This window comes from Nitrospirae bacterium YQR-1 (assembly GCA_039908095.1).
In the GTDB taxonomy this organism is placed as follows: domain Bacteria; phylum Nitrospirota; class Thermodesulfovibrionia; order Thermodesulfovibrionales; family Magnetobacteriaceae; genus Magnetomonas.
Genome location: JAMOBJ010000002.1, coordinates 1 through 14,644 on the forward strand (window position 1 = coordinate 1; position 14,644 = coordinate 14,644).

Consider the following 14,644-nt stretch of genomic DNA (forward strand, 5'->3'; position numbering starts at 1 on the left):
CCCTCCATTATTGTTTTTTTCTTATTTATTAGCCACTTATAGCCACTTCACGCCATTTTTTACGCTGAACTTCCGTTACAATTTAAACCCGAACTTGTTGAGTAAAGCGACAGCGTTCCTGCATAAGAGGTAGCAGAGCCAAGCTCCGATGACAAGTCAACCGTAACATTGTCTAAAGAAATATTTTGTCCGCTGAAAGTAACCATTTTTGACACCTTATTATTGAGTTTCGCATTTAAAAATTCTTTTAGTGCCCCGAAATCCGATATAGAGGAGAGAAAAACGAGTAAAGAAGTTGAAATAAAAGGAGATAATAGCAACTAAGAAATCCCAAAAGGGGAGGCCCCTCGGCACCCCCAGTTTGTTTATCGATAAATTATGGCAACTATTAAACACTCTCAGATTTATGTACATCCAGGCTTATCATAAACTCAGCACCACCATCCACATTATAAACCATCAAACTACCACCCATATTCGTCTCAATTATCGTTTTTGACATATAAAGCCCTATGCCGGTACCTTCCTGTTCTTTAGTCGTAAAATAGGGTTCAAATATTCTCCCTACAACATCGTCTGGAATTCCACCGCCATTGTCTCTGATAGAAACGATAACTCTGGATTTGTCTTCAGAATTATCTATATTGATTAATATGCTTCCTTTAAGGTCGGAATCTTTTATCTTTTTAGAAACAATTGCATCTTTGGAATTATTTAACATATTGAGCACCACTTGTTTAAATTCATTAGGGTAACCTTCTGTGAGCATTAATACATTGTGGTCAGCTTTTACAGAAATATCTATATTGCTTTTGCTAAAAACATGTTTAAACATTGATAGAAGTTCATCTATGGTTGTTTTTACATCAAATAAGACCTTTTTCTTTGAAGGTATAAAGAAATTTTTGAAATCATCTATCGTTTTTGCCATAAAATCTATTTGCTGCATCGTAGAACCCACTACATCATCAATGAATTTACCATTAATCTCCCCGTGAGTATAAGAATCTTTCAAATCCTGTATAACTAATCCCACTGCATTTATTGGCTGCTTCCACTGGTGGGCTATTAAGCCAATCATCTCACCCATGGAAGCCATTTTGGATTGTTGAATCAACATTTGCTCGTGTTTATGTCTTTTTTTAGTTTCCGCCTCTACCATTGTCTCAAGATTTATATTTAAATTTTTCAGCTCCTCTTCCATGCGTTTACGTTGTGTTATATCCGTAGCTATGCCACATACGGCATAAATTTGTCCTTTCACATCATACAGTGGAAACTTTATGGAAATATAGGTGTGCATACCATCATCATGCGGAACGATTTCTTCATACTGTAAAGACATATTTTTTTCTATCACATCAATATCATTTGCCCTGAAACTATCGGCTGCTTCCTTTGGAAAAATATCATGATCAGTTTTACTGATGACATCATGTCTGTTTATATGAAAAAGCGTCTCATAACGGCTATTTATAAGAATATAACGGCCTTGTATATCTTTAAGAAAAATAACGGCTGTTGAGCTGTCCATTATTGACTGGAGTTGATTGCTGACTTCTTTTAGTTTTATCTCAATTTTTATTCGTGTTGATATTTCTGTGTTAAGGTTCTCTTCCATCAGTTTACGTCTGAGTATTTCCTTTTCCAATGATAAATAAATTTCCCTGAGCTTTACAGTCATTGTATTGAAATAATCAGCTACCACACCTATCTCATCAGTTGACTTGTGAGGAATTATGTATTGCAGATTCCCGGACGATATGATTTCTATCCCTTCTTGTAGTCTTTTTAGTCCTCTTAAGATATTTTTACCCAATTTGACGGATACAAACAAGATAATTATTACAAACGCTCCTGTAACAGATACGATAAACACATGAAATCTTCGTTGTAGTTCTATTTGCTTACTTTCAACGATCTCTCTGAGGAATATAGCTTTTGTTACAATAGTATGTGCCTTTAACAATAAATGATTTGCAATAATATTCTTTTTATTAATGTATTCAGGGGAAAACATGTCTGTCATATTTTGCGATAAAAACAGATTATAATAAATCAAATACAGGTTTATAAGCTCTTTATGCTGCACAGCTATTTCTCTCAATAACTCCTGTTGTTGGTATTCTTTAAAGTGTAGCCTGGAAATTATTTGAGTTATCATGCTGTTTAAAGATTCCAACCTTTGTAGTTTGTTTTTATCACATCTGAGTAACATCTCATTTGCAATGATGCTTGTCTCAAAGGTTTTTTTTAGTAAATCAATGACAGCATATTTTTGATTGACTGCTATTTCATCATAGTATGAATCCAATATAACCAGCGTTCCTACTGTAACTACTGATATAAACGGTAATAACACTATTATCCATAATTTCGATTTAATCGTCATAAGGTTATATTGCCTATTGTATAAGGGTGATTGAATAAGGATTGATTTTTTTCAGACCATCATGATACACGTATTCCAGATAGTCAGGCATATTTGTGATGCTCACTTTCTTTTCCATAATTGCCCATTGAGTTACAGTTTCTAACGAGCTGACAAAATACTGGTCAAGATTTAACTCAAAATTATATAAATCCCAAATTTCTTTAATTAAAGCCTGGTCTATCCTGACTGAGTCTGCGATAATTTCCTGAGATTTTTCCGGTTCTTTTTTTATATACTGCTCCGCTTTGTACATTGCAGACAAAACCCTTTCAATAACTTCAGGGTCACTATGAACAAAAGATTGTTTTGCTACAAAATAAAAATTCTCGGAATAAATCCCTTCACCATCAAACACCTTTACTTTATTGGATAATTTCTTTAGTATTAATGTTGCAAACGGTTGCCATGTTGATACAGCATCAACCTGTCCGCCGGTAAGCAGCTCTAACATTTCTTCAGGTTTTTTATCAATAAATTTAAGGCCGTCATATTTTATACCATGAATTAAGCAAAATAAATATAAAAAATATTCGCTTGTCGTTCCTCTTGTTATGCCTATTGTCTTTCCACTGAAGCCGGCCACATCTGAAATTCCTTTGTCTTTTAGTGCTATCATTACATTGACTTTACCGGAGTTTAAAATAGACGACAAAACGTATATCTTTTCACCCTTTACAATATTAAACATTACCGGAGTGGCGGCAACTGTGGCAATATCGGCATTTCCTGCAAGCACTGCTTCAAGAGCGGTTTTACCATGTGTGTGTGGCATAAGAGTTATATCTAAAGCCTCATCTTTAAAAAAGCCCTTTTTCCAGGCAATCTGAACAAGTGTACTATGTAAGGTGTTGACGTAAGCAATGACAACCTTTTTCGGAGTCCTTATTACCTTGGTTACTCCTCGTTTTTTGTACAATATAAAAGCGATAGTAGTAATTAAAAGCAAAATAACAAAAGCATAGAGTAACGTCTTACGCTTAGCTATCAATCCTGTAAACATACGTATCTCATCCTCCAAACAACCAGCTTCTCATAAAAAAACAGTAGCACTTATCCGAGAGTCCTGGACATCTTATACCAAGTTGCATTCATTCGATTAACTTTATTGGCTCCGTCGAAAGCTCCTTCCAGTTGCCGGAAATATCAACCGGAAGCGCCACCCACTACAATTTCCGGTATTCTGATTGTAGGGAGGGCATCTGTGACGGGCACACCCTGACCGTCCTTTCCGCACGTGCCTATAGAAAACCCTAAGTCTCCTGATATAAAGTCTATTGACTTCAGCACATCAGGGCCGTTTCCACAAAGGGTTGCACCCCTTACAAGCTCTCCCCTGTGGCCGTCTTTGATTAAATATCCCTCCTGAACGTCAAAAACAAAATCACCGTTTACTGTATTAACCTGTCCGCCCCCCATTTTAGTAACAAAAAGGCCTTCTTTGATGCCCTTGACGGCATCTCCCGGCATATCTGTGCCGGAGGCAAGGTAGGTGTTTGTCATTCTCGGTATCGGCTGGTATCTGTAGGATTCCCGTCTGCCGTTTCCCGTAGGACTCACACCGTCTTTTGTAGCCCTGAGGCGGTCGTACATGTATTTAGTTAAAATTCCGTTTTGTACCAATACATTCCTGGCCGATGGGGTTCCCTCATCATCGAAGCGGTATGAACCCCTTTTGCCTGCCATAGTGCCGTCATCTATGACTGTAACAGCCTCTGAAGCCACCTGTTGTCCAAGCTTGCCGGCATAGACGGAGAGCCCCTGCCCGGCCAGGTCAGCCTCAAGGCCGTGCCCTATAGCCTCATGGATCATAGTTCCCCCGGCCTCCGAGGATATCACAACCGGCATCCGCCCTCCCTGCACTCTATCGGCTTTGAGCATTTTCAGTGCGCGCTCCGCCGCCTTTAGCGCCAAGTGCTCAACGTCAACTGATTCAAAAAGCTCAAAGCCGGTAAACCCTCCCGCAGACTCATAAGCACTCTGTATCACCGCCCCGTCTGAAGCTACCACTGTTACTGCAAAAAAACACTGCAGCCGTTGATCCTCACACACCGCACCATCTGAATTAGCTATCAGCACACTTTGCAGGTAATCATAATAGATGACCGATACCTGACGTATATTAGTTCCGTGTTTTCTTGCTGCATAGTCGGCTCGTTTGACTAACTCTGTTTTTTCATCCGCCCTGACTGCAGACGGTGGTTTAATTATCTGAAAATCAATTATAGGTTTTGTCCTCGTAAGGTTAATTGTCACATCTTTTGGCTCTCTGCCTTTCACTGCATGGCTTAAGCCTTTTGCCGCCTCTAAAAGGGAGCCTCTGCTTAGATCATTTGTGAAGGCATAGCAACTCCTGTCTCGGCTAATCACCCTGATGCCGGCACCGGTATCATTGCCAACAAAAAACTTCTCTATATTGCCGTCCTCAAGGGAGATGGAAAGGGGGGTTTTGGACTCAAAAAAAACATCGCAGTAATCCCCTCCGCTGCTCAATGCCGCCCTTATCAGATCACTGCAAAGTTCCTCTTTTAACATTAAACCGCCTCCTTTGGCTTTTTTGCCGTCTTTTAGACTATATTATATATAGGTATTTTTTTAGAATACTTAATTATACATAAAAACAGAGAGTTTATTCACATAAAGGAGAGGTTTAATGGCAAACATAGGAATTATAGGCGGAAGCGGCATATATGAGATGAAGGGACTGCAAAAGGTAAAAGATATTCCACTTGAGACCCCTTTCGGTAAACCCTCGGATTCTTTCAAGATTGTGAAAATAGGCGGTAAAGACGTGGTCTTTTTACCAAGACACAATTCAACACACAACATCCCGCCTCATATGATTAACTATCGGGCTAACATATGGGGAATGAAAAAACTGGGTGTTAAAACCATAATAGCCACAGGGTCGGTGGGCTCTGTAAGCCCAATTCTGACCCCGGGTGACCTGGTGCTGCCGGATCAGATCATAGATATGACTAAAAACCGTCCTACCACGTTCTTTGATGAGGAGGCGGTCTATCACGTAGATTTCACCGAACCCTACTGTCCGGCACTTAGGGAATTCATCTTAAAGAATGCATCACTTTGTAGCGTACCGGTTTATCCGCGCAGCACATACGTCTGCACTGAGGGACCACGTTTTGAAACCAGGGCTGAAATCAAACTCTACGGGCAAATAGGCTCCGACATAGTAGGGATGACTCAAATGCCGGAGGCTGTTTTAGCAAGAGAACTTGAATTATGCTATGCTGTGATTGCCACTGTTACTAACTATGCGGCAGGTATCAGCAAGGAAAAACTCACCACTACCGAGGTGATTGATGCTGTTAAGAAGGTATCTCAGAAACTGAACAATCTATTGTTTCAGGTGGTGTCTGAAATCGGAGAGCTTTATGGCTGCTCATGCAAAAATACATTAAAAGATGCTAAGTTATAATTTTTTGTTGAACAACAGCTGCAACTTGGTATTACTAAGGGAGAGGCTTGCTCTAAAGCAGGATGAGAAAACCCCTGTTCACTCAACTGTCCGATTACATAGTTACTCAGCAAAAATCCCTTTTCAGTTAGTTTTATTACCCGGCCGTCTGTTTCAATGAGCCCCGCACTTATCAGCTCCGCAGCCTCTGCCGGAATCTTATCAAACCTTACCCCATAACACATTCTGAGTCCTAAAAAAATTCTCTCCATCTGCGCCTGCCCACCGGTTACTATGTATTTTTCTTCAACCGGTAGTGTTCCATTATTAACGGACTCTGTATATGTGCGTACATTTGCCGCATTTGAATATCTTGTTGTTAAGCAACAGCCGTTTATCGCAACGTGTGAGTGTGCCGCAGCACCCAGCCCGGTATAAAGCCCCCGACTCCAATAATTTAAATTATGCAGGCACTGCCTCTCTTTAAGTGCATAGTTTGATATCTCATAGTGGTCAAAACCGGTTGCCGTTAGTGTTTCCGTCAAAAACTCATACATCTCTATGATTGTCTCCTCATCCAAAAGACTGACATCGCCGGCCCTCAGCTCCGCCCACAGCGGCGTGTGCTCCTCAGGAGTTAACTCATATGCCGATATGTGGGTGGGGTTAAAGCTAAGAGCCTCATACACGGTGTCCTTCCACATACCCACACTCTGCCCCGGTATTGCATACATCAGGTCCAGTGAAACATTTGAATAAATATCTTTAAGCTCACGCATTGCCTCCCTTGCCTCATTGCCGCTGTGTAGCCTGCCCAGGGATTTCAGTATCTTATCATTAAACGATTGCACTCCAAGGCTTATCCGGTTTACACCTGAGAGCCTTAACCACTCAGTCATGCCATGAGCACTGTGTTTTAAAGTTACAGGGTTTGCCTCAACTGTGATTTCAGAGTCGGGGTGGAAATCAAAGTTATCATAAAGCGTGCTCATTATGGCTGAAAATGAGCCTTTTGACATAACCGTGGGCGTACCTCCGCCAAAGTACAGTGTCCTGATTTTTGATATTTCACTACGGCGCATCTGTATTTCCCTTAGCAGGGCACTAACATATGCCGTTTCCAACCCTGTACTATATGGGATGGAATAAAAATCGCAGTATCTGCATTTTTTCAGACAAAAAGGTATATGTATATATATATAACTCTCTTTAGTTTCCATTTTAGTTAAATTGCCAAAAAATACTTGCTCATGCTACAGTATATACCAAAACAGGGTTGTTACGTAAGGAAAAATTATGGAATTTAAATTTCTCGATTATTCGGATTTTTTTTATCAGACCACTCATAAGATGGCAACTCCACAGGAGCGCACCGGTAAGTTTGTCCAGTTGACAAATGAAACCACCGAGTTTGTGGTGTTCTCTCCTAAGGACTACACCACCTATCATGCCGACATATTAGTGATTTTCTGTAAGCAGCAGGATATAGCATACACTCATAATGCGGCTGATAAGTACCTTGAAATAGAGGATACAAGGTGGAAAGTGGTGGGGGGCGGCATGTGGAAAGTTGATGAGAGAGACAGGCTTTTGGCACTTTGGGGGGCGTCTCAGGCATACGGTAATTTTAATCCTGACGGCCTGGCGGACAGACTAGGCACTGCCGGCATCTTTGCCGGATACACCATTCAGATTAACGGTAAGTGATTGTATGTATCCCCGGCGATGAAAAAAAAACTCATCATTTCAATTCTTGTAAGCACAATGCTGTTTTTTGCATACTTTTACATCGAACTGCGTATGCCGGTTAAGTTTGCAGACAAGGAAGTTGAGATTTTCATTGCAAAGGGGACTTCTTTCAGGGGGGCGGTCAATAAACTTGTTAAAAACGGTGTACTAAGAAAATTTTCACTGATTTATTTTGCCGGTAAATTTAAGGGCTTTGACAGACGCATTAATGCGGGCTTCTACAAGTTTGAAAGCGGCATGTCACCTCTTTCTGTAATAGACACATTAGGGATGGGAGAGACGGTTAAAATAAAAATCTGCATTGTCCCAGGTGAGACCCTGGCGGATGTATCCCGTAAGTTTGGTGAGGTGAATAAAACAGAGACAGTAACAGAGAAAGATGAACTGACTGAGGACTTTTTAAAACACACAAAGGACATAACATTCATTAGCAGCTTAAGCGTAAAAGCACCGTCTCTTGAGGGCTATTTGTATCCTGACACATATGTCATAGAAAAGGGGATTTCATCCTCAGAGGCAATAAATACTATGGTGAGCAATCTGAGAAAACACTACCCGCCGGACTTTAAAAATAAGGCTTCAGCTCTGGGAATGACAGAAAATCAGGTGCTGACTTTGGCCTCCATAATAGAGAAAGAGGCAAAGGTTGACAGCGAGCGTGTTTTGATTTCAGCAGTTTATCATAACAGATTAAGGTTGCAGATGCAGCTTCAGGCCGACCCAACGGCCATATATGGAGTGAAGAGTTACAAGGAGGGGGTCACTAAAAACGATTTAAAAAATGTAACCCCCTATAATACATATAAAATTTACGGGCTTCCGCCCGGGCCGATTGCCATGCCGCATCAGAAATCAATCGTGGCGGCCCTTGAGCCGGCCGCTGTACCATACCTGTATTTTGTAGCAAAAGGAGACGGCACTCACAGGTTTTCGGAGACCTATGATGAACATCTTACGAATGTTGGAAAATACAGAAACACCACCGTGAAAGCGGCTGTTGAAGAAAAGCCGCCGCACCCTGTTAAAATGACAAAAAAGGGGAAATCCGGCGAAGGTCATAGCAAGAAACACCGGGGCAGAAAGAAACAATGATATCAAAGAGAGCAAAAACACGACAGATAAAGCTGTCAAACGTGGCTGTAGGGGGCGATGCCCACATAACGGTGCAGTCAATGACAAAGACCAAAACAGACGATATTAAGAGTACCGTATATCAGATTAACTCCCTTGAGATAGCCGGCTGTGAGCTAATACGTCTTGCCGTACCCAATATGGAAGCGGCACGTTGTCTGGGGAAAATAAAGGAGCAAATCCACATTCCGATGATAGCCGATATACATTTTGACTGGAAGCTGGCACTGGAGGCGGTGGCGCAGGGTGTGGACGGTCTCAGGATAAACCCCGGCAATATAGGCCCCCTGTGGAAGGTTCAAGAGGTGGTTGCAGCGTGTAAGGACAGAGGGGTGCCGATAAGAATAGGAGTAAACGGCGGGTCACTTCAAAAAGACATATTGTCTAAGTATGGGCATCCAACACCGGAGGCGATAGTGGAAAGCGCCGAGCGCCATATCGGAATACTTGAAAATCTGGACTTTAAGGAGATAAAAGTATCCCTTAAGGCCTCAAACGTGCCTATAACAATAGAGGCATACCGGCTCTTTAGCAGCCGCCACGATTATCCCCTGCACATAGGAATATCTGAGGCGGGGATACCGGAGACGGGAATAATAAAAAGTGCGGCCGGCCTGGGCTCCCTGTTGTATGACGGGATAGGGGATACGATGAGAGTGTCTCTGACAAGTGAGCCTGAATTGGAAGTAAACGTGGCTTATGAGATACTAAAATCCCTCGGAATACGGCAAAAGGGTATCAACTTTATATCGTGCCCAACGTGTGGCCGCACGCGTGTTAATCTGGTAAAACTTGCACATGAGGCCGCACAGCGGCTTAAGACAGTGCAAAGCACCGTAACTGTGGCGATAATGGGCTGTGAGGTCAACGGCCCGGGTGAAGCCAAAGAGGCGGACTATGGCATAGCAGGTGGCGGCGGTGAGGGACTGCTGTTTAAAAAGGGCACCGTCGTAAGAAAGGTAAAAGAAGCCGACTTAATCAGCGCTTTAGTTGATTTAATAAATGAAGAGCTACAGGAAGAGAAGACAAGAAAGGGTTAGAAGAACGATTCCCCAAAACCCCCGGTTTATAGTATGTGTCTGGGCAGCTGAAGTCTTATACCAAGTAGCAGTCATTCGATTAACTTTGTTGGCTTGTTCGAAAGCTCCCAGCCGCCTCGTTACTCTTTTGACTGCTACTTGGTATAAACAATTATTTTATGTTAAATTATAGGTAGCATAGAAGGTAAAAAGGTGAGAAAGATAATAGTGATAGAGGATGAAAAGGACATAGCGGAGTTGCTGTCCTATAATTTAAAAAAAGAGGGATTTAGTGTAATCGTTTATCATAACGGCACAGACGGGCTTAAGGCTATAAACAATGGTGCTTTTGATTTAATCATATTGGATTTGATGCTTCCTGGCACCAATGGAATGGAAATCTGCAGGACAGTTAAGGCGTCAAAGAAAACGGCGGCGGTTCCTATAATAATGTTGACGGCCAAGTCTGAGGAATCTGATAAAGTTGCAGGGCTTGAATCCGGAGCGGATGACTATTTAACAAAGCCATTTAGCTTAAGAGAGCTGACAGCGCGTATAAAAGCGGTGCTCAGAAGAAGCAGCGATGAAGAGATTACAGAGAAAACTCTTGAAGTAGGTAATCTTCAAATAGACATGGAAATGTATTCAGTTGCCAAAAATGGAAGGATTTTGAAATTAAGTCCCACAGAGTTTAAACTCTTGCTTCATTTGATAAAGAAAAGGGGCAAGGTGCAGACCCGGGAGATGCTCCTTGATGCCGTGTGGCGTGATGAGGCATACGTTGAGCCCAGAACTGTTGACGTTCACATCAGAAGACTCAGAGCGCAGATTGAGGACAACACCAGTCGTCCTGCCTACATAAAAACCCGCAGAGGCATCGGCTATTATTTTGAGGAAGGTGTATGATTACAGCCGGTAAGCGCCTCTGTCTTCGCATCATAACTGTTTGTGCCATCATGGTTGTCTCTGCAACGTTGTTTTATTTAATTGCCTTATCAGTTGTTAAAAACACTCTTTATGATAATAGTTTTAAGGTTGGAATATTGACCTATTCTTTTGTGACATTTTCGCTTATAGGGGCATGTATAACCATAATCTTTATTTACAGGGATTATAAAAGAAAGAAACGTTTCCTTGAGGAAATCAAGTTGTTTTCTGAGATTGTCTATCACGGGAGTTTTCAGGATAAGGTTTACTTTGAAGATTACCCTGATCTGGCGGAGGTGTATCATTTCATAAATAATATAACTAAAAACCTGAAAAAGAAATTTGAAAAAACCGAGGAGGAGCGCTCGCAACTGGATGCAATACTGGAGAGCATTCCTGATTCCCTCCTGATTATAGATAACCGTGACGGCGTTGTTTATTTAAACGACAGGGCAAGGGATATGTTTGATTATAAAAGCACCACAGTTTCCCGCCAACTGATAGAGATAATAAGGAGCTTTAACCTCAATGTCATGCTTGATAAAGTAAAGAAGTTTGACAAGAGCGAATCAGGAGAGATATTTCTTGAACATCCGCAGGAAAAATATCTTATGGTAAGAATGTCGCCGTTTTACAAAAAAAATGATCTTTCCGGAGTGGTTATCCTGTTTCACGATATTACGGAGTTAAAGAAACTGGAAACGATGAGGAAGGACTTTGTGGCAAACGTATCCCATGAGATAAGAACGCCGGTAACGGCCATTAAGGGATTTGCCGAGACACTAATTGGAGGCGCATTGACAGATAAAAAGAATGCCGCACGGTTTTTAAACTCTATAGTTTTTCACAGCGAACGCCTAAACCGGCTTGTTGAGGACCTGCTCACTATATCAAGAATAGAGTTGGGCGTTATAAGGATAAACAAGCAGACTATGAGCCTCATGGAGGTTGTTGATACAGTGGTGGAGACCCTGAGGGCAAAGGCAGCCGATAAACATTTAAACATTAAAACGGCATTTGCAAGTGACAATATTTTGCTTGTGGCTGATAAGGACAGGATAGTGCAGGTGTTGATTAATCTGGTAGATAATGCTATAAAATTTACACAGTCAGGGACAATAGAAATAGGTTTTAGTGAGGATAATTCCAAACGTTGTCTTTACGTTAAAGATACTGGCATAGGAATCCCCAGAAAAAGCCTTACACGGTTAGGGGAGAGGTTTTACCGGGTTGATCCATCGCGGTCAAGGGAACTGGGTGGAACTGGTCTGGGGCTTGCCATAGTCAAACACATAGTGCGTGCCCACGACTGGGAATTTAAATTTGAAAGTGAAGAGGGTGACGGCACAACGGTTAAAATATTCATCCCGGACTCTGAGCTAAAAAATATCAATAGTTTCTAATGTTATACCAAGTAGCATTCATTCGATTAACTTTGTTGGCTTCGTCGAAAGCTCCTTACCCTTCTTAAGATACATGCTTTTCCCAGAGCTGTAAGATTATAAACTTCCTTTGCAGGGTTTGGGGTTCTTTCCCCACGGCCTCCCCCGTCGCCTACACTATACATAGCCGCAAGGTAGGGGATGTCAGGGCGTAACACAGTGGAGCAGTTTTGCGAAGGCAAAACTTAACGTTAACTTCTTCACCTGATTCAAAAAGGTGCTCGTATCATTAGTATTTCCCTTAAATACCTCCACTGATACCGGCAACCCTTCTCCGTCTGTCAAAAGTCCGATCACTATTTTGCCTATATTGTCAAGTCTTTTTTAAATACATTAGTGGCTACATGTATGGAGGAAAATCCATATTGTCTATATATTCCACATACTTACTAATTTTATCGCTGGAACATCCGGTGTAAAGTATCTCGATTTTCTATATCGGATTTCGGGTTGTACCGGTTTCTTGACTCAAACAGTAAATTTTTGTAACATATCGGATGTTCAGAAAAGTGGTTTTGCTGTCTTTAATCTTAATAATTGTGTTTTTCCATGTTTACAAGCTAGGTCAGATACCCACAGGGTTTCACATAGATGAGACCTCAATAGCTAATAATGCCTACGCTATAGCAAAAACCGGCACTGATGAGTATGGCTTTAGGTATCCACTTTATTTTAGGGCGTTCGGGGAGTACAAAAACCCTGTGTATATTTATGTTTCGGCTTTTTTATATAAATTTATAGTTTTCTCGGAAGGCACTTTAAGGCTTGCAAGTGTTGTGTTTTTTATGGTTTTTCTCTCCGGTTTTTACATGTTGGTTAAGGCCGTTTTTCCTGAAAGCCGGCTTACTCATTTTTATGCACTGGTAAGTGCCGGGTTTTTACCGTGTTTTTTTGCTGTGTCGAGAGTTGCCTTTGAAGCTGTATCAGTGTTGGCGTTAATCGTCTGGTTTCTTTATTTTACTTATATCACATACGAAAAAGGAAAACTCCATATATATGCTTTTATAACCGGTTTAATTTTAGGCTTTTCCATCTACACTTATACGAGCATGAGGCTTTTAGCCTTTTTAATGGCCATGCTGCTTGTCTTTGCCTACAGAGGCATGGATTTTTACCGGAGAAATCTCTTCTTTATTGCAGGGCTCATTCCATCTTTAATAGTGTTTCTTGTTTTTACCGTAAATAACACAGACGCCGTGATGTCGAGGTTTAACAGCACAACCTACCTGTATGACGACTCAACCGGTATCTTTGAAAAAATATTCATGTTTATAAAAAACTACCTGCTTTATTTCAGTATAGACTTTCTCGTATTAAAAGGTGATGTAAATCTCCTTTTTAATACAGCAAGTATGGGAGTACTTTTTATACCGGTGTTTATTCTTTTTATTTTTTCGATTTTTATAGTTTTTAAAAGAAAAATGTACCGTAACGAACCCTTTACCAGATTGTTGATTCTTTTTCTGATTGTTTCACCGGTAACCGGCGCTCTGACCATTGACGCTCCACACACTCTGAGGGCGTTACTCACCGGTGTTTTCATTCTTATTTTTTCCTGCTACGGATTTAACGAAATATTAAAGTACAAAAAAAAAATACTTTTAGTTACGATTGTTTTTTCCGTGACGGCTCTACAGTGCTGCTACTATCTGTATGATTATTTTTATCTTTACCCTCAAAGAAGCCTCAGTTCCTTTTATGGTTATGGATTTAAATATGCTTTCAGAAAAGGGATAGATTACAATCCCTCTGATTTTAAGATGCATCAAATGCCCTTAACCTATGTTAATTTCTATAAGACAATTTTTGAAAATGAAGGGACCTTCTATAGCAAGGCAAAGTTTATACCGGCAAAAGGCAAGTGTATTCTGTACGATAAGAAGAGATTTATGGTGAAAACCGATGTTGACCAGTTTTGTGGCGGCAGTAATTCTTACGATGATGGACTTGAGGACTCTATTTTCAGAGTAAGATGCTGCAAAGAATAAAAACCTGAACAGTAACCGGCTATGCTTTTGAGATAATTGCACTTGACAACCGATGATGTTTTCATTTAACGTTTAGATTATGAGTAGTGGACTGGATGTGCTTTTGCTCGATGATGAACTGATAGTGGGTAAACGGTTAAAACCTGCGCTGGAAAAGCTCGGCTGCGAGGTGGAGGTGTTCACTGACCCTAAGAAAGCCATGAAAAGAATATCAGAAAAGAAATTTGACATAGTGGTAACGGATATAAGGATGGAAGACTTTGACGGACTGGAAGTGCTGGAGAGCGTAATGAATAAATCAACCGGCACAAAGGTGATTATGATAACGGGCTATGCTATGATGGAATTAGCACAACAGGCTATGACAAAGGGTGCTTTTGATTTTATTGCAAAGCCTTTTAAACCGGATGATTTGCGCAATGTTATTATAAAGGCGGCGGAAGTGCTTGGTAAAACAGATGCCTTAAAAGATATAGCCAAATAAGATAATGCTGTTTCACAACTGTCTTGATAAATGGTATAACTGTTTACTTAAAAAG

The 14,644-nt window shown here is 41.0% G+C and carries 12 protein-coding genes; 8 read left to right on the forward strand and 4 right to left on the reverse strand.

Going from position 1 to position 14,644, the window contains the following annotated elements; genetic code table 11:
- Positions 1-388: 388 nt before the first annotated feature.
- From H7844_01915 to H7844_01925, 3 genes are all read right to left on the reverse strand, one after another.
- On the reverse strand, positions 389-2,392 hold the full coding sequence (locus H7844_01915) for an ATP-binding protein (protein ID MEO5356037.1): 2,004 nt from the start codon (positions 2,390-2,392) through the stop codon (positions 389-391).
- 13 nt (positions 2,393-2,405) lie between these two features.
- Positions 2,406-3,434: an ABC transporter substrate-binding protein gene (locus H7844_01920; GenBank protein MEO5356038.1), complete on the reverse strand. Its 1,029-nt coding sequence runs from the start codon at positions 3,432-3,434 to the stop codon at positions 2,406-2,408.
- Between the two features lie 143 nt (positions 3,435-3,577).
- Positions 3,578-4,966: a TldD/PmbA family protein gene (locus H7844_01925; GenBank protein ID MEO5356039.1), complete on the reverse strand. Its 1,389-nt coding sequence runs from the start codon at positions 4,964-4,966 to the stop codon at positions 3,578-3,580.
- Between the two features lie 118 nt (positions 4,967-5,084).
- Between H7844_01925 and mtnP the strand changes: the two genes are divergently transcribed.
- The gene (gene mtnP, locus H7844_01930; GenBank protein MEO5356040.1) at positions 5,085-5,870 is read left to right on the forward strand and encodes an S-methyl-5'-thioadenosine phosphorylase; all 786 of its coding nucleotides are present in this window, start codon (positions 5,085-5,087) and stop codon (positions 5,868-5,870) included.
- On the opposite strand, the gene hemW is transcribed toward mtnP, so the two are convergent.
- Positions 5,825-7,069, reverse strand: coding sequence for a radical SAM family heme chaperone HemW (gene hemW / locus H7844_01935; protein MEO5356041.1), 1,245 nt, complete (start codon positions 7,067-7,069; stop codon positions 5,825-5,827). The two genes, mtnP and hemW, sit on opposite strands and share 46 nt — an antisense overlap.
- A gap of 76 nt (positions 7,070-7,145) precedes the next feature.
- Between hemW and H7844_01940 the strand changes: the two genes are divergently transcribed.
- The 7 genes from H7844_01940 to H7844_01970 all read left to right on the forward strand — a co-directional run bounded on the left by H7844_01940 (position 7,146) and on the right by H7844_01970 (position 14,589).
- Positions 7,146-7,556, forward strand: a complete 411-nt coding sequence (locus H7844_01940; protein ID MEO5356042.1) for a hypothetical protein — start codon at positions 7,146-7,148, stop codon at positions 7,554-7,556.
- 18 nt (positions 7,557-7,574) lie between these two features.
- Positions 7,575-8,690 carry an endolytic transglycosylase MltG gene (mltG, locus tag H7844_01945; GenBank protein ID MEO5356043.1) on the forward strand — a complete coding sequence of 372 codons (1,116 nt, stop codon included), beginning with the start codon at positions 7,575-7,577 and terminating at the stop codon, positions 8,688-8,690.
- Positions 8,687-9,769: a flavodoxin-dependent (E)-4-hydroxy-3-methylbut-2-enyl-diphosphate synthase gene (gene ispG, locus H7844_01950; GenBank protein ID MEO5356044.1), complete on the forward strand. Its 1,083-nt coding sequence runs from the start codon at positions 8,687-8,689 to the stop codon at positions 9,767-9,769. Before mltG ends, ispG begins: the two co-directional genes overlap by 4 nt.
- Positions 9,770-9,961: 192 nt before the next feature.
- The gene (locus H7844_01955) at positions 9,962-10,654 is read left to right on the forward strand and encodes a response regulator transcription factor (GenBank protein MEO5356045.1); all 693 of its coding nucleotides are present in this window, start codon (positions 9,962-9,964) and stop codon (positions 10,652-10,654) included.
- Positions 10,651-12,078, forward strand: coding sequence for an ATP-binding protein (locus H7844_01960; protein ID MEO5356046.1), 1,428 nt, complete (start codon positions 10,651-10,653; stop codon positions 12,076-12,078). Before H7844_01955 ends, H7844_01960 begins: the two co-directional genes overlap by 4 nt.
- Before the next feature lie 548 nt (positions 12,079-12,626).
- Positions 12,627-14,105, forward strand: coding sequence for a hypothetical protein (locus tag H7844_01965; protein ID MEO5356047.1), 1,479 nt, complete (start codon positions 12,627-12,629; stop codon positions 14,103-14,105).
- Between the two features lie 79 nt (positions 14,106-14,184).
- Entirely contained in the window at positions 14,185-14,589 is a 405-nt protein-coding gene (locus tag H7844_01970) for a response regulator (protein MEO5356048.1), read from the forward strand.
- Positions 14,590-14,644: the final 55 nt, after the last annotated feature.